The following is a 20,929-nucleotide window of genomic DNA, read 5'->3' on the forward strand; positions in this document are numbered from 1 at the left end:
AATGTGGAGGAAGAGGTACGCAAGCGCGTTGATTTTCTGAAAACCTATGTAAAGAACTCGGGCACTTCCGGACTGCTGATCGCCATTAGCGGGGGGATTGATTCGGCCGTGGCTGCCGGTCTGTGCAAGCGGGCTACTGACGAGCTTACGGAGGAGATCGGTAAGGAATACAAGACACTCGGGGTGTTCCAGCCATACGGCGAGCAGGCTGATATTTCCGACAGCTACGCGACGGCGAAAGCCTTCGATTTGAAATATACCGTCGAGACCAATATCGAGGAAGCCGTGAACGAGGTTGCACTGGAGGTTGAGCACGGCCTGAAAAATATCGGCGTCCATAAGCATATGAGCATTCCCGGTAAAGGCAATGTGAAAGCCAGAGTGCGTATGGTGGTACAATATGCGCTGGCATTCGAACAGAATTTGATCGTTGTCGGCACGGATCATGCTTCCGAGGCGATTACCGGCTTCTATACCAAGTGGGGCGACGGAGCAGTGGACATTACGCCGCTGAGTTCCCTGAACAAGCGTCAGGTCCGTATGCTCGCATCCTATTTGGGGGTTCCGCAATCGATTCTGGACAAGGCGCCTTCTGCCGGCCTTTGGGAAGGTCAGACGGACGAGAAAGAGCTCGGAATCAGCTACGAGGATAACAGCGATTATCTGGAAGGCAAGACGATCAACCCTGATGTTCAGCAGAAGCTCGAGAGTTATTACGTCAAAACCGCGCACAAGCGCAATACGATTCCAGGCATCTAACATACGAATACCAGAAGCCAAGAGCCTTCCGGAGAATCCCCTCCGGAAGGCTTTTTGTTTAGCGAGGGACTAGGTATACATAATATTGTAGGTCGGTTTGAGAACGCCGTTGGCATATTGCTTCATATTGACCAGTTCGAGTCTTATCCGCGGCTTGACACTGCCGAACAACGGAACGCCGTCACCAACCATTACCGGATTCACCTTCAATACAAGCTGATCGATCAGTTGATGCTGAAGCAGGCTTCCTGCCAATTCTCCGCCGCCGCACAGCCACAGCTTGCCGTCTGTTTGTTGTTTGAGATTATGGATGTACGGGATGGCGTCCTCCTTGACTAATTCAACTTCATCATTGGATTCGAATTCTAATGACCGTGAGAATATATAATGTTTGAGTCCTTTGTAACCAGGCTCCCCCGGCTTAGCGCCCATTTTAAATCCAAATTCATACGTTTTACCGCCCATCAGCACAGCCTCAAACTCCTGAATGTCGGCCAAGAAGTCCGGAACATGTTCCCCGTCGAATAAAAAGAGGGTACGGTCGATTCTTCCATCCATCATGGCTTGATCGGCGATAAAAGAGTCAAGCGAAACGGCAACGTGATAAATCAATGAACCCATAACATGATTCCCCCTTAAGCTATGCTATTTTGTACAGTCTATATGGATAAAATTTGAAATACAACAAATTTATTTAATTCAAGGTGTTGTAACACCGTTGGTCTCGCGTTGACGTACATCGACTGATACAATAAGTAGGAGTATATTTTTTGGACAGGAAGACTGGACCCATGAAGGAGAGCGGACGATTGTGATCTACGGAATCGGACATGACGTGCTGGACATGAAGCGAATGGAGATGTTGATGACAGGCCCGCATGGCGAGAGGTTCATGAAGCGCGTGCTTACGCAGGACGAGCAGGTCATTGCGGCCGGCAAGGGGGCGAAACGGACGGAGTTTGTTGCCGGGCGCTTTGCTGCCAAAGAGGCGATATCCAAAGCCTTCGGCTCCGGAATCGGGGGTGTAATCGGGTTCCGTGATATCGAAGTGCTGCCAGGTGCTCTTGGCAGGCCTGAGACCCGTCTATCACGGGAAGCCTGGGACCGTCTCGGAATGGAAGAGTCCGCACATTATGCGATTCATCTGACGATTTCGCATCAGGCCACGCTGGCTTCCGCTTTCGCTGTGGTTGAGAAGATAAAGTAAGGATGACGAAGGAGATTTTTATAGATGCATAATACGGAACACAAACCATACTTCAGCCACGAGCTGCTGAATTGGTATGAGATCAACAAAAGGGATTTGCCATGGCGCAGGCATCGCGATCCTTACTATATATGGGTATCTGAAATTATGCTGCAGCAGACCAGGGTGGACACGGTAATCCCGTATTTCCACCGGTTTATCGAGCGGTTTCCAACGATTCAGTCGCTTGCGGATGCGCCGGAGGACGATGTATTGAAATGCTGGGAGGGCCTCGGCTATTATTCCCGGGCACGCAATCTTCAGGCAGCCGCAAGGCAAGTGACAGAGCAGTATGGGGGCGTTATGCCGTGCGGCAAAGATGAAGTGTCGGGACTTAAGGGCATTGGTCCTTATACCTCGGGCGCCATTCGCAGCATCGCATTCAACATTCCTGCCGCAGCAGTGGACGGTAACGTGATGCGCGTGCTGTCCCGCTATTTTTTAATTGAAGAAGATATTATGAAGGTGAAAACTCGCACCAAGATGGAGGAGCTGGTGCTGACGCTGGTTCCGGACGGTCGAGCCTCGGATTTCACCCAGGCGTTGATGGAACTGGGGGCGTTAATATGTACGCCAAAGTCGCCCAAATGTCTGGTATGCCCGGTGATGGAGCATTGTACAGCGCGTCTTGAGGGCAAAGAGGAGTCTCTTCCTATTAAGACGAAGGCCAAGCCGCCGCGTCCCGAATACCGCCTTACGGCGATCGTAGAGGGCACCGGCGTGCACGAAGGGAAGATTCTGATCCGCAAGCGTCCCTCGACCGGTTTATTGGCAGGGATGTGGGAGCTGCCGCATGTGATCGTATCGACCGAGGGGAGCGGCGTTCCGGCCGTGATGTCCGAGGAAACGGCAATGAGCCGCTTGAGGGATGCCTTGCTGGAGGAAGGAGTTCCGGTCCTGCCGATCGGCCATGTGATGGACGCCGAGCATATCTTTAGCCATATTCAATGGAATATGGGCGTGTACCGCTGTAAGTGGCAGGATGTGCCGCCGGCAGCCCTGCAAGCAGCAGAGAGTGCAGCGGCGTATGAGACAGGCGAAGAGAACTTTCGCTGGATTCACGTTCACGACATGGAACGCTACGCATTTCCGAATGTGTTCATTCGGATTTTGAACTCGTATTTCTCATCTTAAAGCCGTAATTCCCCTTGCAATGGGGGATATAATGAGGGAACGGCTCGTAAGGAGTAGTGGAGCTTTTGCATAGCTGGAAGAATGCGCTTCTTTACATTTTTGGCATCGGGGTGTCCAATCTGGGGAACTGGATCTATCTGGTTGCCATCAATTTGCTTGTCCTGCATATGACAGGTTCTCCTGCGGCAGTGGCTGGATTGTTTATCATCCGTCCGCTCGCAACCCTGTTTACCAACTCCTGGGCGGGCAGTATTATTGACCGGGCGAATAAGCGGAGGCTTATGATCACTACCGATGTGATCCGGGGGGCTTTGATTGCCCTTATCCCCTTCATGTCCTCGGTTTGGGCCATCTACTGTATCATGTTTCTGATTAACGTGGCGGGGGCTTTTTTCGGGCCTACGTCCATGACGTATATAACGAAGCTCATCCCGGCAGAGGAACGAAAGCGGTTCAACGCATGGTCCAGCTTTACGACATCCGGCGCTGTGCTGCTTGGACCCGCCATATCCGGTCTATTGATCGCTTATACGGACATTCGGATCAGCATCTTCATCAATGCTGTATCTTTCTTCATCTGCGCGCTTGTCATATACTTCCTTCCCGATGTGGATGGAGGGGAGAGGGCAGCCAATGGAAGGGATGCCATCACAATGAAGACGCTGCTTCGGGACTGGGCAGCGGTTATAGATTTCGGGAAAGCGGCGAAGTATTTTATGCTCGTATACCTGTTGTTTCAATCCGCCATGCTGCTCGGCTTCGCGCTCGATTCTCAAGAGGCCACCTTCATTAAACAGGTGCTGCTCCTCGGCGACGAGGATTACGGATTGCTCGTCAGCGTAGCCGGAGCGGGGTATCTGGCCGGCTCAGCGGCTGCGTCTCTAACTGTCAAATGGCTGTCATTGCGCATGTTTATCGGGGCGGGTGTGCTTCTGTCGAGTGCCGGGTATATGATCTTCTATGCCGCATCGGGCCTCCTGACGGCCGTTATCGGCTTTATCGTGTTTGGTTTCTTCTCTTCGTATGCGAATGCGGGATATACCACTTTTTTTCAAAATCAGGTGCCTATTGATCTGATGGGGCGCTTTACGAGCGTGACCCGCTTGCTGGAAGGGATGCTGCAGATTCTCTTAACGCTTCTGCTCGGTTTTGCCGCCGATGCCTGGCCGCTGCAGGCCGTATGCCTGATCGGTGCAGGTGCAGCCGTCCTGATCTCGGTCATCCTGCTGGTGGTCATTTATGCGCCATCCAAGGTCCGCCATTATGAGTCTGGCCCTGCTGCAGCGGTAAATAACACGTAACAGCATGATATAGATAGATATAGATATAGATATAGATATAGATATAGATATAGAAAAAGGCTGCTTTAGCGGTAGACAGGGTCTACAGCTGAAAGCAGCCTTTTTGGTATGATATCGGTTTTTAGTTAAGCGATATTATTTCGCGTTATCGTAACGTTTGCCGACTTCTTCCCAGTTAACTACATTCCAGAATGCGGAGATGTAATCAGGGCGTTTGTTTTGATATTTCAGATAGTAAGCATGCTCCCAAACGTCCAGGCCGAGAAGAGGAGTTTGACCTTCCATGATCGGGCTGTCTTGGTTTGGTGTGCTGGTTACTGCCAGTTTGCCGTCTTTAACAACGAGCCAAGCCCAGCCGCTGCCGAAACGGGTTGTAGCCGCTTTTGCGAAATCTTCCTTGAATTTATCGAAGCCGCCGAGCTCGCTGTTGATGGCATCAGCCAATGCGCCAGTCGGTTGTCCGCCGCCGTTTGGTCCGATTACTTCCCAGAACAGGGAGTGGTTAGCATGTCCGCCGCCGTTGTTGCGAACCGCTGTGCGGATGCTTTCCGGTACAGCGTCAAGGTTAGCGATCAGCTCTTCAAGGGATTTGCCTTGAAGCTCAGGAGCGTTCTCAAGAGCAGCGTTCAAGTTGGTTACGTAGGTATTATGGTGGCGATCATGGTGGATCTCCATCGTTTGTGCGTCGATGTGAGGCTCGAGCGCGTCGTTTGCGTAAGGAAGTGCTGGTAATTGAAATGCCATAGTAAAAACCTCCTGTAAATTTAGTTTTTGGTTATGATGAAAGGGTCTTCCTTCATCAGGAAGTCTTTATCATCCCGGAGCAATGGAATATGTAATCCGGCTACACTACATATATTAAACCGTTTTGGGTGATTAAATCAACTTTTATGTTTGAAAAGTCCGAGAGGGCTGATTTATTGCATGATGGAAAGTTGTTTCGTCGTAATGAACATTAATGGAAAACTTTTCTGTGAAACTTGTCGTTATATATATAGTCTTGAATAAATCTATGATTGAAACGTCGATATAGAAGAGTTATATCGAGGTAGAAAGGAGTCGGTACATAATATGAATAGTACAAAGCTCAGAGTGACTGCCATTCTGATGGCTGCCATTCTGGCTGCGGCACCTCAAGTGGAAGCTGCGGCATCTAAGACGCAGCCATCGCAAATTGCGAAGTCGACTGCTCAGAAGGGTGCAGCGCTCGCCTGGAGCGTGAAACTTGGCAACAACGTCACGGCAAAGCTTGACCATGCGGACGTATGGCAGCAAACCGGCACGAATGTGGCGGTATTTACACTGACTTATAAAAACGGGGGTAAAAGCGCAGCGCGCCTCGTATCTTATTTTCCCAAGGTAGTGCTTCCCGGCGCTTCCGTGACGGCAGCCAATCCCATTTCCAAGGATCTGGCCAAGAAGAAGGTAGAGCCCGGGCAAAGCTTGAGTGTAACCTACTATGCGAAGACCGATAGCAGCTCCTTGTCCGGCATGAAGCTGGTGATGGACGTATGGAATCCGCAAGTCAAAGGCTACCTGCAGCGTGTCGGAACGTACAGAATGCCGGCCAACTATTCAGCAGCCGTACCATCTGGTTCGAGCTCCAAGCTGCAACTGGGCGGCAGTCCGGTCACAGTGCAGGCGGAATCAATGGAGATCATCAAGTACGACGGTAAAGTCATCGCCAAAGTCGGGATGTATATGACGAACCATGGTGGAAAGGTATGGAATGACCGGGGCTTCGAACCGTATTTGGTGACAGCAACCGGCAGTTCTTTCCTTCTTCGTCATGAGGCAGGGGCCGAGGGTGTGCCTGTTCAGCCGAAAGAAAAGAAACTGGTTTATTACATAACAGAAGTTCCCTCCTATCTTAAAACGACCGGTTTACGTTTCTTGTGGACCGAAAACGATGAAACGCTGAAGCTGTCGTTGCCGGTCGCATCCTTCAAGCTGCCTGCGGCAACAGCTCCAAAGTGGGATGTTGCGGCGGGCGCGGCCAAGAAGTTGACCATCAAGGGGATTCCGGTCGATGCCAGAATTCGCCAGGCTTCGCTGCGTGCCTCAGGGGGGCAGGGCATATGGAATATCGAAATGGCCTTCAAGAACAAAGGAAAAAAATCGGTGGAGGTTCCGGCCTACGAGTATGCAATTAAAGCATCCGAAGGTTCCTTCCATCCTTACACTCCGGATAACAAAGCGGGTTTGACGCTGCGTCCCGGGGAAGAGAAAACGATGGTGATGGAAATCACGCTTCCGCTTGATCTCAAGCAGGACCGGTTGAAGTTGCAAATGATCGGGGCATCTGGCCCAGTCAGCTCATCCAATCCGCCGGCGAGCTCGGGTGAACCGGGCAGTGAGACGACCGCCGAGGTCCAGGAGTCATTGACCTTGCCGATTGCATACTTTGCCATCCCTTACCAAACGGAACGCAAATCATCTATCGGCGTGGAGTACGACGCGCAGACGGCCAAAGGATTTGCATACACGCTGGAATCCATGCAGCGTCTGCCATGGCAGGATCAGGATCTGATCGTTGCGAAGCTGCGTCTGCGGAATACTCAGGAATCTAAATCGCTGCCGCTGCCTGAGCTTAAAGTGAACGTCACAGCGGACGAAAAAACGAGTCTGGCCGGTTCGGAGGTTATTGCGGAGGAGCAGGGTTCCTTGATTGCCCCGGGGTCATCCACTGAGGTATATGTCATGGCGCGGATTCCTTATACCAAGGATATCCGTTCGCTCCGCTTCGAGCTGTTTACGCAGCAGGACACGGCCAAAACGTCGTTCCTTACCATGACCACGTCAGGCATGACACAGTCGATCAGCGTTCTGGAGAAAGGGAAGCCGTATACGGTTACCGCGATTGGTAAGCGCGCAGAGGCGCAGGAACGGCGGACGGTCATCTATGAAGGCGTGGACTCCGACATTGTCTATTCCGAGTTCTTGCTGACCAGCAATGAACAGCGCCGCGTTCAAGCAGCGGTGCTGAAGGGGTATTTCCAAAGCACGGATGGAAAGATCTATGAAGCGGAAACCATTCAGCCGGAAGCCTCGCTTCAGCCGGGGTCCAAGCAGTCGATCGTCTTTTGGGCCAGAGTGCCGAAGGGGGCTGCAAGCGAATTGGGGCTTGCTCTGGGTACGGCGATGACCGGAGGCAAGCTTGCGGAAACGGGGAAAGACGCTACCGGTGTCATGGGCGTGAAAAAATTGATGCTGAATCCGATCAGACCTGCCGTAAGCTCCGGCCTGACAAACCTCGATTGGTATCCTTACCACGTTTCGGTTACGAAAGCGGTAGGACATCTGCAGGAGGGCAGTTCTTCCATTCCGCTGAATATCACGTTTGATGTAAAACGCAGCGAGAGCATCATTGCGGCGGACTCCGGCCACAAGCTGATTTTAATCATCAAGGACAGCCTCGGGCAGACACAGGAGCGTACGCTCACGCCAGGAACCGATATTCAGGTGCCGGGCACCCGGTCGGTATCGATCGAGCTGTCGGATGAGCAATACAAAAAACTTCGCGGCGGTTGGTTTAACTTAACCCTGGTGGATGAATTCCAGAATGAACGGATCACGCTGGGCAGTCAAAGCTACAATCTGATATTCACGCCTACTGCAGTTCCTGACGAGGAGAGTTAAATTAAGAACCGGAAAGGAATAGCGAACATGTTGCGTTTGGAAAATGTATCGCACAGCTTTAAGAACGGTAACGAAGTATTAAAAGTGCTCCATCATATCCAGTTCGAAGTCCAGAAGGGTGAGATGATTGCCCTGCTGGGCAGTTCCGGGTCGGGCAAGTCCACGCTGCTCAACTTGATGGCAGGACTAATGAAGCCGACGGAAGGCCATATTTATATTGCCGATCAGGATATTGTCAAATACGGGGAAAACAAGCTTGCAGTCTTCCGGCGCAAGCATATCGGATTTATTTTTCAGGCCTATGAGCTGATCCCGACGCTTACGGTTCGGGAAAACGTGGAGCTTCCACTGGTCTTTCAATCCGTTTCTCCGTCCAAGCGCCGCAAGAAAGCGATGGAGCTGCTGGAGATGACGGGGATCGGCGATAAGGCTTCATTGTACCCGTCCCAGTTGTCAGGCGGACAGCAGCAGCGCGTCAGTATTGCTCGCTCATTGATTACCGAGCCTTCCGTTATTTTTGCGGACGAGCCGACGGGGAACCTGGACACCAAGACGGAAGAGGAAATTATCCGAATCATGATGGCGCTGAACGAGTCCATGAAAACGACATTTGTCATCGTTACCCATGAGATGGAAGTCGCTGCTCAAATGAAAAAAACGATTATGCTCCGTGACGGTTATCTGGTTCAGCCGGAGGACTATACAACGCCAGCAGCAGGTCAACGGGGGCCAAACGCCCCTTCGCCCCTGTCTGGAGTCCCGGTTCATGCGGAGGAGGCAGGTGAGGTCAGCTGATAATTTTAGACAGCATACGGCTGGCATGGGGACAGATTAAACGCCGTAAAGTGGTGACAGCCCTGTGCATGACCGGTATTTCGATTGGATGCGCGGCTATTATCGTAGCGATCAGCATTGGCAACGGCGCCCAGAATTATTTGGAGACGGAAATTATAGGCGGCATGAAGCTTGACGAAATTACGGTGACTCCGCAGGGCTCAAGCGGGCAAGGTGAAGGCAGCGGCCCCACGGTCGGAGCTGACCGGGGATTGCTTACGGATGATAAGGTTCAGGTGATCCAGGGCTTTGATCATGTCAAATCCGTTATAGCCACCAAGCAACTCGGGTATTTTAGAGCCATTTCGTCCGACAACCTGATCAACGACGGCTTCAACGTTGTGGCCGTGGACCTGTCAAAGCTCAAAGAGCAGGGTAACAGGTTCAAGGAAGGCGGTCCGCTTGATCAGATCGGTGCTATGGTGCTCAATTACGGAGCAACAACCGGATGGAAGGATGCAGAGACGAGCGAAAGATTGATGAATATGATCAATACCGATCCCAACAATCCGAAGATATGGGAAGAATATCAGATGTATGAGAGCACCGTATCGGAAATGAACGGTAAAAATATTCAGCTGGAGCAGATGGACGCTGACAAGAAACAGCTTAGCCCGCAGCTTTATGTTGGAGGCGTGCTGGACGTGCCTACGGGGAGAGATGCCCAGTTTGCGATCTACGATCGTCAGGCCTATATTTCCTTTGATACGGCGGAATGGCTAACAAACAGTTTGAACCTGCAAAATGGGACAGCTTCGAAACAGCGGGTATACGATAATCTAACCGTCAAAGTGGATGATCTGCAGAATATTAAACCGCTCGAGGATTTGATCTCAAAGCTTGCGCTTAATGCGAGCGACAATCTGGCCATGCGTGATCAGGTCGCTTCCCAATTGGATACATTCAAAGCGATCGCTCTCGGGATCGGCGTATTTATCCTGTTATTGGCCTCGATATCGATCATCGTAGCGATGACGATGTCAACGCATCAGCGCCGTAGACAAATTGGCATCATGAAGGTCCTGGGGGCGAATATGCCGCAAATCCGCAACATGTTCATCGTAGAAGCCAGCCTGCTCGGTTTGCTTGGCGGATTGCTTGGCATCGTATTCGCATTTTTGATCATCAAGGGACTGAATTCATTCATTATGGCTTCGGCGGGTATGTCTGGGCTGCAAATTGCGGTTACGCTGGAGACACTGCCTATCGGCATTGCATTCGCTGTGATGACCGGAATCTTCTCAGGGATCTATCCGGCGATCAGTGCAGCTAGAACGAATGCACTTCTGGCCATCAAGCGGGATTAGGATAATGAGTTTCGGAAAGGAAGCTAAATCGGTATGATAAAAAAAATCATAAAATGGACGGTTATCGTTGCCGTGCTGGGCTTGGTGGGATATTGGGGATATGGACAGGTGAAACCGAAAGAACCCGAGATTCCCATGATGGAAGAGCCGCAGGTCATCTCATTTCCCGTCACCGAGGAAACCATCGTCTCGACCGTGCAGGTCAAGGGAACGTCCGAATATGGGCGAGAGACCAATGTGTACGCACCTTTTGAAGCGAAAGTGGAGTCATGGAACGTAGAGAACGGCCAGCAGATCAAGAAAGGCGATGCTCTTTTTAAATTGGAGCAAACGGCCATTCGCCAGCAGCTTCAGCAGAAGGAAGCCGAGCTGCAGAAGCGGAAGCTGGAGCAGGAGCTAAAGGAGTTCACGTTAAATCAGGACCTCGATAGCGCCCCGGCGTTAGCAACAGAGGCCGAGCGCCTTAAAATGCTGGCAGACCAGGAAAATGCTCGGCTGAGCAGTCAGCTGGACGAGGTTACCAACGATATTGAGCGCCAGACGCTGGCCGACTTGAATGACAGGCTGATGAAAGCTACATACCTATCACCTGCAACAGGCCTATTTCTGTTCGATCCGACGCAGCAGCGGCCGCAATCAGTGACGGCGAACCAGTATATCGGCAAAATCGTCGACCTGGATTCTCTTCGATTAGTGGCATATGTCGGGGAAAACGATATATTCAGCATTAAGCCGGACATGGCGGTTGAGGTAAAGCTGCCGTCCATCAAGGATCTAAAGCTGAAGGGAAAGGTGCTGGAAGTGGCCAAATTTGCCGAGACGACGGCTCAGGAGAAGCAAACTTCCCAGACACCACAGTTTAAGGTGATCATCTCGCTGCCGAAGGAAGAACGTTTGATCGGCGGGCTGACGCTAAACGGAGATATTGTAACCAAACGGAAGGATAAGGCGGTTGTCGTTCCTAAACTTGCCGTCATGACGGACGGAGGCACCTCCTATGTCATGGTGGACAAGGGAGGCGGCCAGATTGAACGGCAGGATATTGAGACCGGCTTGCAGACGCTGGATAAAGTCGAGGTTTTGTCAGGGCTGAAAGTGGGCGACACCGTCGTTCTCCAGTAGATATCATGAGCGAAAACACAGCGTTCCTCAAAGGCACATTGCCGAGAGAACGCTGTTGTTTTTTTGCTTGCTTTATCAACGGCAGGACTGGGAAAGTCTGGTCATTTTATTAAAATGTAGATCTCAATCAGGAAGAAAAACCTTGGGAATTAATGGGTGTAATTTTAACAGTGAGCTAATGGTTTAGTGGCAGGAAACAAACCTATCATTCAACAAAAAAATGGAATATTATCCAGCTAAAAAGATGAAAACGCTTCATATAAAGCGCTTTCAGAAGAAAACTCGTGAATTTACGAGAAAGATGTGGTTTAATGGACAAGGAAAGAGGATTTTCGGGTTTTTTGTAGTAACCTAAATGTCAGGTTTGCGTTAACGGAATACTAGATTTTTGTAAACCGGGTAAACCGCATCATGCTAACGAAAAGGGAGATTTTGAAATGCATGTTCGTTCCTTTCAGTTGAGTGACTGTAACCCCGTAACCGAGCTACTGCAGATTGCTTTATCGGAAGAATGCTACGAAAACACGATGGAGCCCTTCTCCAGGCAGCTTGCTTGGGACTCCGATCTGATTATGGTAGCTGAAGAAAACGGTGAAATCGTTGGTGCCTTAATCGGTACGATCGAGCGCAATCATGGTTGTTATTACCGCATTGCCATTCATCCCGACTATCGCAGAAAAGGGATTGGCAAAGCCTTGATTTCGGCAATGGAACAGCGTTTTCAATCACGAAAAGTCAGTCGGATCATGGTAGCCGGAGACGAGCACAACGCCGCAGCCATGCCATTTTATGAAGCCATGGGATACGGTGCCAGCCAAATCCTGCGGTCGTTCCAGAAGCTCAGTATCCTTGGTCAATCGTAGTCATGACAAAAGCGGTACATACGAGCGACGCAAACGGCGGCTTTAAGCTTCGACAGAGATAAGAAACGACATTTTTTCGATATGAAGCATATCTTTCAGCCGTTGCAAATGGGTGGGAGATATGCTTTTCTATTAATGTACCTTTTTTGAAGGTGCCGCCTTTGGTACCCGAAGGCGAAATCGAAGTAAAGTAGGTGTAGCATGGGACAAGTGATTTCTCCGGATTCAACTGAGCATGGCGAGAACAACGGACCTCAGAATCAACCTGGCAAGAAGAACGGCTGGGCTGCCGAGCTTTGGGATTGGGTAAAGACGATTGCGATTGCATTTGTTATTATGGTGCTTCTAAATATGTTTGTGTTCAACCTTTCTATGGTTAAAGGTGAATCTATGCAGCCGACGCTGGTAGCATCGGAGCGGCTGTTTATTAATAAAGTGGTATATCGCTTTTCCGAACCGAGCCATGGCGATGTGATTGTGCTTAAGGACCCGAGTGATGGCCCGGATAAGAAGGAGTTTCTTGTAAAGCGTGTCGTGGGCGTACCTGGGGACACCATTGAGGTAAAGGACCAGAAGCTGTACGTGAACGGAGTTGCACAGCAGGAAGGGTATACCGATGTTCCGATCGAGGACCCGGGCTTTGAGCCCATAACTCTGGAAGAGGGCCGCTACTTCGTTATGGGAGATAACCGCCATCTTGGAAAGAGCAAGGACAGCCGCATGTTCGGGAGCGTGAAGGAAAGCGACATCGTCGGCAGGGCGGAATTTATTTTCTGGCCGTTGTCCGAGATCAAAAAGCTGTAGCTGAAAAGACAGAACATCATCCCAGGAAAGGAGGCGCTGGAGAATGACCTACACACTCGGCTCGTACGCTCCTCCGCCTTCGGTATGGGAGGAGCTCAAGCAGGAGCTCAAGGCCGTTGCGCCGGAGCTTGGCATTGATGATATTGGCTTCGCTTCGGCAGAGCCGTTCGAATCCTTGAAGAGCATTTTGCAAAATCATCGGGATAAAGGGTATGAGTCGGGCTTTGAGGAGTCGGATCTGGATAAGCGGGTTACTCCGGCCCTTCCCGGTACGGAGCCGAAGTCCCTGATCGCCATTGCCATAACGTACCACTCCAAGATGGAGAACCCGCCCAAATCGGAGCCTGGCAAGTACAGGGGGATTATGGCGCGGTCCGCTTGGGGAAGGGATTATCATCATGTGCTCCGGGAGGCTATGAGCCGTCTGGAGGAATATATTAAAGAACGCGTGCCGGATGCGAAGCTTGAAAGCATGGTGGACACGGGCGCGCTTGTCGACCGGGCGGTTTCGCAGCGAGCCGGAATTGGCTTTAGCGCGAAGAACTGCGCCATCATCTCTCCGAAGTTCGGTTCCTGGATATTCCTCGGCGAAATGGTAACCAATATCCCGTTTCCGCCGGATACGCCGGTAACCGAGGACTGCGGGGAGTGCACCAAGTGCATTGACGCTTGCCCAACCGGCGCGCTTGTCGGTCCCGGGCAGTTGAATGCCCAGCGCTGCGTTTCTTTTCTAACCCAGACCAAAGGGTTACTGGACGAAGAAGCCATGCGCAAGATCGGTAACCGGCTGTACGGCTGTGATACCTGTCAAATTGTTTGTCCGAAGAACCGGGGCAAGAATTGGACTCATCAAGAGGACTTCAAGCCCGATCCTGAAAAAGCCAAGCCACTGCTCCTGCCCATCCTGGATATGAGCAACCGGGAATTCAAGGAGGCATTTGGAGATACGTCGGCCGCTTGGCGCGGCCGAAAGCCGATTCAGCGCAATGCTGTCATCGCGCTTGGCAACTTTAAAGATAATTCAGCTGTGCCGAAGCTAAGCGAGGTACTGCTGAAAGACCCGCGCCCGGAGCTGCGGGGAACCGCTGCATGGGCTCTGGGCCGTATTGGAGGCGAAGAAGCGTTGAACAACTTAGAGAAAAGCATGAAATCAGAAGGGGATTCCCAAGTACGAAATATGCTGCAGCAAGCCTTGAATAAACTGAAGTCTGAACCAAATGAGAATGAGTCATCTGCTGGAGCGCAAGCCGCCGCAGACGACAATAGCAACAAAGTGTCTGATTCTTCGAATGGGGGAACGAAAGTCCAGCCTGAAAGTCCTGTAATTCAGGGAGTCGAGCCTATGGCCATTCCTGAAGGAGGACCGGAAATGTTGTATTACGATGAAATTCAATCACCGATCGGACCTTTGACGGTCTGTGCAACGGAGAAGGGCCTTTGTCTGATTGAATTTGGCAGCTTTTATGTGAAGGAAGCGGTCATCCAGCAGTGGTCGCGGACCTGGGCCGGTAATGGGGGTTATCAGCGCGATGAAGCAAGATTAGCTCCTATGACATCGCAGCTGAAACAGTACTTTTCCGGTGAGTTGAAGGAGTTTGACATAAAGCTGGATATGCGCGGAACGTCATTCCAATTGCAGGTATGGGAAGCTTTGAAATCCATCCCTTATGGAAATGTTTGTTCTTATAAGGATGTAGCGGAATCCATCGGTCGTCCGAAAGCCGTTCGGGCGGTAGGCGGTGCGAACAACAAAAACCCGGTGCCGATTGTGGTGCCGTGTCATCGGGTGATTGGTACTGACGGTACTTTGATCGGATATGCCGGCGGACCGGAGATCAAACGCATCCTGCTGACCCTGGAAGGGGTTATGCCGGGACGGAATGGGCAATAAATGATCAAGGTGCATGATTGGGGCGGCTTGCTGCCATGTATCCGTTATTTTCATTTGCTGTGGCGAAAAGGACATGCTATGATAGGTTCGTGTATGCGCCATTAAATGGTAGATATTAGTATAGTAGAAGGTGGTCAAGTGATGGATATAGTCATTCCGATTATTACATTGATCGTGGGTCTGGTTGGCGGATTTTTCATCGGCGTATTCTATCTCCGCAAGCAATTGGAGAAGATGCAGAACGATCCGCAAATGCTGCAGAAGATGGCAAAACAAATGGGCTATAACATGAACAGCAAGCAAATGCAGCGCGCACAGCAAATGATGAAAAATCAGCCTATGCCGGGTAAAGGGCAAGGCCGTAAACGCAAATCATAATGAAAAAAGCCCGCTCCCGTCTAAATGAAATGACGGAGGGGCATTTCTATTTAAAAAGGCCGCTAACAGCGGCTATAAGTTAACCGTTTGCTTTTTCTATGGAACGAAAAAGGGGGATGAACTGTGGCGGGTGTAAAGGATTATGTGAACAATAAAGTCGGCGATAACCGAGAGCAGATCGAGTATCATGTAGAGCAAATATTGAAACTGATCGGTGAAGATCCCCAGCGTGAGGGGCTCCTTGAGACACCGGCCCGTGTGACACGGATGTATGAGGAGATCTTTGCGGGATACGAAGTCGATCCCAAGGATGTTCTCGGGGTTACCTTTGACGAGAATCATGAGGAATTGGTCATCGTGAAGGATATCGTATATTACAGCCAGTGCGAGCACCATATGGCGCCGTTCTTTGGGAAAGTCCATATCGGTTATGTCCCTAGCGGCAAAATCGCCGGCTTGAGCAAGCTGGCACGTCTTGTAGAGGCGGTTACCCGTCGCCTTCAGGTGCAGGAGCGCATCACCTCGCAAATCGCGGATATTATGGTGGAGGCGCTGCAGCCAAACGGCGTGATGGTTGTTGTGGAAGGCGAGCATCTGTGCATGTGCGCGCGCGGCGTGAAGAAGCCGGGCAGCAAGACGGTGACGTCAGCTGTACGCGGTACCTTCCAGAGTGATTCTGCACAGCGTTCGGAATTTCTGTCTCTGATTAAAGACTAAGCAGGATCCAGATAATTGAAAAAGGCTTCGCCCACGGAGGCGAAGCCTTTTTATGTGCTTAATAACGAAGGTGGGCTCATATGTTAATCGATGCAAGGCAAGGGCTTCTCAAGAAGCGCCATCCACTTGTTTCATATACTGCACATACTGGATGAGCGCGTGTTTTTGCTCCTCGATATCCCGGATGCGGCGGGACATCTCCATAAAGAAGGTTTCAATCTGATCGCGCAGCACATTGGCGGATTGTCCCTTCCAATCCTGCAGACGGGCGTACATGACCCGTGCCTCCTGTTCGTCAGCCCGAATGGCTGCCAGCAGTCCTGACAGCTCACGTTCGGCTTGAAGCAAATCATCAAGCTCCAGCAGAATCTCTCGACTCATCTCCATCCCTCCCGGTAGTTTCGTATTGATGTTTACCCGCTGTTGTCTGTCCGTTCAAATAAATCCGCCTTGAATTTAATATATTGAACGATGTCGGTGGTATGCTGCAGATGCCATTGACTCATCGACATGATGGATGTATCCAGCTGCTGAACAATCGGCTGCAGACGTCTGCTGTGGCTGGAGAACATATATTTGGAGAGACGCTGCCGGATTCCTTGGATTTCGGCATCACTTTGATGGGCGTGTGCTCTCCATTTCTCAGCTACGCTTCGCAGCTCGGCAGGGGTCACCTGAATGGTTCCGGAGGAGCCTCCTGCAGAACCGGCTATAGCTGCTAGCGAGCCGCCTAAACCTAAGCCCAAATGGCTCATCGGACTACCCAGGCCGAACAAGAGACTGCTATGGGCAGGTATTCTGGGCGAATCAACGGCTTTGTCGGTAGCGCCGTCGTACAGAGGATTTGAGATGTAACCATCCTCGAATCGATAGCGGTCAAGCTGATGATAATTGGGGCCGCCTAGTGTATTATCAATTTTTTCCTTTAAACTAAGCCCGTCATTGGCGTCTTTATAACTGGAGTCTATGTAATAGGTTGAACCGACGTGGCCATCGAAGCCGCCGAGCGCACCGCTGCCAATAATGTCGCCAGGATGGACGAAATTAGTGATTTGAGAGTCAAATTCCCCGTTCTCTGCCTTTCTTCTGGCTTCAGGGGAGAGGCTCCCGATGACCGACGGAGCACTGAAGGTGACAGCCGACATGCCCGTATAGGCGGCAGCATATTGCGCATTGGCTCCCCCCAGGGAGTGCCCCGTGAGGGTGAAATCAACGCCCTTGTATTTCTCCTTCATTTCCAGCGCATAATCCTCGGCTTGATACAATTGGTTGGTTCCTAATATATCCGTTTTTTTATCGATTTTCCTCGATTGTTCACCGAACCAATCCGTGACATCGTTAATCCCCGTGGCTTCTTTGACTTTGTCTACATGGTCCGCCCAAGGTGGCCGAAATTCCGGAATCTTTCTTTTGATCTCTTCAAAGCCAATATCCGCATCGGCTAAATAATCGGGGAGAGCATGGGATAAGTCTTCACCTGCCTCGGTGCCCCGGTATGCGATAACGGCCTGATTCGTTTCCTTGTTGTAGAAAGTTACCGCATCAAAACCTGATATGCTGTTGCTCTTATAGTCCTCAAGGACCTCCCATCCAGGCAAGTCCTCAACGGTATCTTCTTTTTTCAGATCGAGATAAGCCGCTTCTGACATCAATCGGTATGTCTCGTCATCCACTTGCGGTGAACTCAAATATACTCCCTCCTTAACATTCAGTAGGATCAGAACCTGTAGCTACAGCCAAAAGGCAGCTCAACCCATCACTCACCCTTAATCGCTTTTCTGAGCTCCGGGTTCATCACGAAGTTGGATGTCTCGCCTGTGTTGAAATCAACGGATATTTTAAAGGTTTGTTCAGGATGATCTACGACAAACCCCTCGAGGTTGACCTTGTCCGCTACGATAGAAGGCATCATCTCTTCCTTGGTAATTTCTACATCCAAGTTGTATTTCTCTTTAAAATGCTGAACGGCTGTGGTTTTAGCCTTCGTTATGACTTCGTCCGAGCTGTCGTCTGTAGTGGCTTGGTTATTGTTCACTGGCTGGCATCCTCCAACAATTAAAATGATAAGCACAAAAGCAAAAATGAAAACACGTGATTTGAATCTACTGTTCACACTGACCCATCCCTTCAGTGGTGATGTTCTGCTCTTACAGGCATGCTGAATCTTGCAGTCTTAACATGGAGCCATAATTTCTCTTCGTTTCGCCTTAGGCCATGCAGAGACTGCTTATCAAGCTTACTGTCATATCATAATCCAGCATATGGGAGCGTTCAACCGAATAAATAACCAGATATGTGGTAAAAAAGACCTAACAATAGGCTCGGGTTACTCCTTAGCTTGAATAATCTTGTCCAATTCGGGGCTCATGACCAAGTGCCCGGTTCATGAGTCACCCCCTGAATATTGATAAACCCTCCTTGAACTCCATAAGTGAAGTAAGGAGGGCTATAGACATCATACCCAATATTAACCAATATGAAGCAGCCCAGCAAGGCTTTGAATTAAAAAGGCTTCCATTTCAGCTTACTGGCATGCTTGAAGCGCTCCGCAACCGCTGGCCAGTAGACCACGTTCCACCAATCCTTGATGTAATCCTTGCGTTTACTTTGATGTTTGAGGTAGTAGGCGTGTTCCCATACATCCAGTGCCAGAAGAGGTACGACGTCCCACTGGGAGAGGTTCTGATGCTTCTCGGCCTGCAGAATTTCCAGTCGATGGCTGCGCGGACTCCAGACGAGGATCGCCCAGCCGCCGCCTTCCACTTTGTCTGCAGCTTCGGAGAAGTGCTTTTTAAAGCGATCGAAGCTTCCGAAATCTTTCTTGATCTGCTGGGCAAGCTCCCCGCCCGGTTCGCCACCGCCCTGCGGGTTCATAATGTCCCAGAAGATCGTGTGCAAATAGTGGCCGGCACCATGAAAAGCCAGCTCGCGTTCCCAATGCTTCACCAGCTCGAAATCGCCGCTTTTTCTGGCCGCCTCCAATTTTTTCTCTGCTTTGTTTAAACCGTCGACGTAGCTTTGGTGATGGATATCGTGATGAATCCGCATGGTTTTCTCGTCGATATGAGGCTCCAGCGCATTATAAGCGTAAGGCAGTGGAGGAAGGCGATGTCCGCCAATCGGTACGGCCTTGCCGCTGTCTCCCATGCCTTGAATGGACAGATCAGCCTCAGAGCGAGATGGCGGAGGGGAGGAGGCCTCGTGAAGCGTCATCGATTGCATCGGCATCTCTACATCCATGAATCTCTCCAGCGCTCCGGCGGAGTTGAGCGTCTCGAGCGTGTTCAGGAAGTATTCGGACTCCCGAATCACATGATGCAGGACCGTGCCGGCGAGCGGCACTTTCCGAACAGCTTCACTATTCTCCTTCAATCCGTGGAGCTGGCGGATGAACTCTCTGGATTGCTCGCAGGAAGCGCGCAGCAGCTGCTCGACTTGGGCCAGCACTTGAGACGAAGGAGGTCCGTCATAACGGAGAATGTGACGCAAAAGTTCGTCTGCTGCTTTTTCCGTATCGGCGAACACCACCGCCCATTGATCCAGCATGTTGACATAGACCGGCTCCAGATCCGGCGCAATGGCTTTGATGAGCCCCGTATGTTTCCTTTCCTGATGCTTCCAATAGCGAATCTCTTCGAGTAATCGTACCGGGAGCTTCGCTCCGTAAATAAATAACATGTCCGTTCCCTCCAGTATCAGGTTCACTAAACACACTATATTCATATAGCGGCCTGTATTATGAGGGGGAAATAAAAATACCCCCGCTGCATCAAAGCAGCAGGGGGGAGATGGATCGTATGATGACTAAAGCATCAGGATTCATCCGGAGTTTCGAGTTTGCCTAGAAAGGTGGATACTCTGCGCAGATATTCTTTAGGGTGCTCACGGAAGATGAGCTCATGATACGCCTCCTCTACAATCCAGGAATCCGAATCCGTATGGGTTTGATTGGAAGCAATCTTCTCGGCGATCGGGTAAGGTGCCTTGTCGTCTTTCGTTCCGTGGATGAACAAGGTCGGGAACGGATAATCGTGCTTTTTCACCTCATTGTACGGGATCTGATCCAAGCTTGTGCCATTGAGCACCGGGAAGAGCAGCTCCAGAATCTCCAGGGAAGGATGGCGCGGGAGATTAATCTGGTTGTGAATATTGTGATAAAGCGTGTCCGGCTCCAATAAAAAGGCGCTGTCCAGAATCATGGCATCCACATCCTTGGTCTCAAGCCCTGCCTGCAGTGCGGTGCCAGCCCCCATGGAGAAGCCCCAGACGACAATTTGCTTCGCGCCGCGCTGCTTCACATGTTCAATGGCTCCAAGAAGCTGGCGTTTCTCCTCTTTGCCACCGGTCGCCACTTCCTTGCTGGTCTGGGAGGCAAAACCGTAATCAAACATGAGCACATTAAAATTCATGTTGTGTGCGTAGTGGGCGATATCGTACATCGGTACCCAGGTTTCCTCTCGGTTGGCGCCGTAACCATGGCTGAGCACGATGGTTTTCGAAGAATTTTCGGCCGGTATATACCATCCATTTATATTTCGTTTGCCGTCAATGGAGTGGAACGTGACATTCTCGTAATCCATATCTTTAGCAAGCTTGGGATTGGAATAGAGCGGTGCAACCGTCGGATTCGACAAAACCCAAGCAATATAGGCATGAAGCGAAATAAAACAGAAAACGAGAAAAAAAACGACAGATAATAACAATGCTAATATAATATGCTTTAAACGAACCAAGCCCGTCGACAGCTCGGCCGGCGTGTCATTTAATTGGGAGAGTGGGGCGTTACTACCAGTCGTTGTGCTCATAAGTGGCCCCTCCTTACCATATAGTCTGGATATGTTTCGTTAACATGAAAGAGTTGAAATTATAATAATCGTATGCCCGGAAGCCTATAAAGTCAATGCAAATCCATAGATTGTAAGACAACTGTAAAG

20 protein-coding genes are annotated in these 20,929 nt (G+C 50.6%); 13 read left to right on the forward strand and 7 right to left on the reverse strand.

Annotation, left to right across the window (positions count from 1 at the left end):
• On the forward strand, positions 1 to 759 hold a 759-nt coding region (gene nadE, locus PLA01S_RS27785), incomplete at its 5' end, for an NAD(+) synthase (RefSeq protein ID WP_246059890.1).
• 69 nt (positions 760 to 828) lie between these two features.
• On the opposite strand, the gene PLA01S_RS27790 is transcribed toward nadE, so the two are convergent.
• On the reverse strand, positions 829 to 1,380 hold the full coding sequence (locus tag PLA01S_RS27790) for a dihydrofolate reductase family protein (RefSeq protein ID WP_127595120.1): 552 nt from the start codon (positions 1,378 to 1,380) through the stop codon (positions 829 to 831).
• Positions 1,381 to 1,570: 190 nt separating this feature from the next.
• On the opposite strand from PLA01S_RS27790, the gene acpS reads away from it, so the two are divergent.
• From acpS to PLA01S_RS27805, 3 genes are all read left to right on the forward strand, one after another.
• Positions 1,571 to 1,966: a holo-ACP synthase gene (gene acpS / locus PLA01S_RS27795; protein ID WP_100540174.1), complete on the forward strand. Its 396-nt coding sequence runs from the start codon at positions 1,571 to 1,573 to the stop codon at positions 1,964 to 1,966.
• Between the two features lie 24 nt (positions 1,967 to 1,990).
• The gene (mutY, locus tag PLA01S_RS27800; protein ID WP_127595122.1) at positions 1,991 to 3,139 is read left to right on the forward strand and encodes an A/G-specific adenine glycosylase; all 1,149 of its coding nucleotides are present in this window, start codon (positions 1,991 to 1,993) and stop codon (positions 3,137 to 3,139) included.
• A gap of 65 nt (positions 3,140 to 3,204) precedes the next feature.
• Positions 3,205 to 4,440 carry an MFS transporter gene (locus PLA01S_RS27805; protein ID WP_127595125.1) on the forward strand — a complete coding sequence of 412 codons (1,236 nt, stop codon included), beginning with the start codon at positions 3,205 to 3,207 and terminating at the stop codon, positions 4,438 to 4,440.
• A 135-nt stretch (positions 4,441 to 4,575) separates the two neighbouring features.
• On the opposite strand, the gene PLA01S_RS27810 is transcribed toward PLA01S_RS27805, so the two are convergent.
• Entirely contained in the window at positions 4,576 to 5,184 is a 609-nt protein-coding gene (locus PLA01S_RS27810; protein WP_071220888.1) for a superoxide dismutase, read from the reverse strand.
• Positions 5,185 to 5,511: 327 nt separating this feature from the next.
• Here PLA01S_RS27810 and PLA01S_RS27815 point away from each other — a divergent pair, with 327 nt between their 5' ends.
• The 9 genes from PLA01S_RS27815 to folE all read left to right on the forward strand — a co-directional run bounded on the left by PLA01S_RS27815 (position 5,512) and on the right by folE (position 15,995).
• Positions 5,512 to 8,079 carry a hypothetical protein gene (locus tag PLA01S_RS27815; protein ID WP_127595127.1) on the forward strand — a complete coding sequence of 856 codons (2,568 nt, stop codon included), beginning with the start codon at positions 5,512 to 5,514 and terminating at the stop codon, positions 8,077 to 8,079.
• Between the two features lie 27 nt (positions 8,080 to 8,106).
• Positions 8,107 to 8,874, forward strand: a complete 768-nt coding sequence (locus PLA01S_RS27820; protein ID WP_127595129.1) for an ABC transporter ATP-binding protein — start codon at positions 8,107 to 8,109, stop codon at positions 8,872 to 8,874.
• Between the two features lie 50 nt (positions 8,875 to 8,924).
• A complete protein-coding gene (locus tag PLA01S_RS27825) occupies positions 8,925 to 10,220 on the forward strand; it encodes an ABC transporter permease (protein ID WP_127595131.1) in 1,296 nt (431 codons plus the stop codon).
• Between the two features lie 33 nt (positions 10,221 to 10,253).
• Positions 10,254 to 11,342, forward strand: a complete 1,089-nt coding sequence (locus tag PLA01S_RS27830; RefSeq protein WP_127595133.1) for an efflux RND transporter periplasmic adaptor subunit — start codon at positions 10,254 to 10,256, stop codon at positions 11,340 to 11,342.
• Positions 11,343 to 11,779: 437 nt separating this feature from the next.
• On the forward strand, positions 11,780 to 12,205 hold the full coding sequence (locus PLA01S_RS27835; RefSeq protein WP_100540181.1) for a GNAT family N-acetyltransferase: 426 nt from the start codon (positions 11,780 to 11,782) through the stop codon (positions 12,203 to 12,205).
• A gap of 201 nt (positions 12,206 to 12,406) precedes the next feature.
• Positions 12,407 to 13,009, forward strand: coding sequence for a signal peptidase I (gene lepB, locus PLA01S_RS27840; protein WP_100540182.1), 603 nt, complete (start codon positions 12,407 to 12,409; stop codon positions 13,007 to 13,009).
• A gap of 43 nt (positions 13,010 to 13,052) precedes the next feature.
• Entirely contained in the window at positions 13,053 to 14,900 is a 1,848-nt protein-coding gene (gene queG, locus PLA01S_RS27845; RefSeq protein ID WP_127595135.1) for a tRNA epoxyqueuosine(34) reductase QueG, read from the forward strand.
• A 141-nt stretch (positions 14,901 to 15,041) separates the two neighbouring features.
• Positions 15,042 to 15,278 carry a YneF family protein gene (locus PLA01S_RS27850; protein WP_009594912.1) on the forward strand — a complete coding sequence of 79 codons (237 nt, stop codon included), beginning with the start codon at positions 15,042 to 15,044 and terminating at the stop codon, positions 15,276 to 15,278.
• 123 nt (positions 15,279 to 15,401) lie between these two features.
• Complete coding sequence (gene folE / locus PLA01S_RS27855; RefSeq protein ID WP_071220880.1) at positions 15,402 to 15,995, forward strand: GTP cyclohydrolase I FolE; 594 nt, start codon at positions 15,402 to 15,404, stop codon at positions 15,993 to 15,995.
• Positions 15,996 to 16,103: 108 nt separating this feature from the next.
• On the opposite strand, the gene PLA01S_RS27860 is transcribed toward folE, so the two are convergent.
• From PLA01S_RS27860 to PLA01S_RS27880, 5 genes are all read right to left on the reverse strand, one after another.
• A complete protein-coding gene (locus PLA01S_RS27860) occupies positions 16,104 to 16,376 on the reverse strand; it encodes a hypothetical protein (protein ID WP_076325903.1) in 273 nt (90 codons plus the stop codon).
• Between the two features lie 32 nt (positions 16,377 to 16,408).
• Complete coding sequence (locus PLA01S_RS27865) at positions 16,409 to 17,683, reverse strand: lipase family protein (protein ID WP_127595137.1); 1,275 nt, start codon at positions 17,681 to 17,683, stop codon at positions 16,409 to 16,411.
• A gap of 68 nt (positions 17,684 to 17,751) precedes the next feature.
• Complete coding sequence (locus tag PLA01S_RS27870) at positions 17,752 to 18,030, reverse strand: hypothetical protein (protein ID WP_076325901.1); 279 nt, start codon at positions 18,028 to 18,030, stop codon at positions 17,752 to 17,754.
• A gap of 467 nt (positions 18,031 to 18,497) precedes the next feature.
• On the reverse strand, positions 18,498 to 19,673 hold the full coding sequence (locus PLA01S_RS27875) for a Fe-Mn family superoxide dismutase (RefSeq protein ID WP_127595139.1): 1,176 nt from the start codon (positions 19,671 to 19,673) through the stop codon (positions 18,498 to 18,500).
• A gap of 134 nt (positions 19,674 to 19,807) precedes the next feature.
• Positions 19,808 to 20,800, reverse strand: coding sequence for an alpha/beta fold hydrolase (locus PLA01S_RS27880; protein ID WP_127595141.1), 993 nt, complete (start codon positions 20,798 to 20,800; stop codon positions 19,808 to 19,810).
• Positions 20,801 to 20,929: the final 129 nt, after the last annotated feature.

Origin of the sequence: Paenibacillus lautus NBRC 15380, from assembly GCF_004000945.1 — a bacterium.
Lineage (GTDB): Bacteria > Bacillota > Bacilli > Paenibacillales > Paenibacillaceae > Paenibacillus_AQ > Paenibacillus_AQ lautus.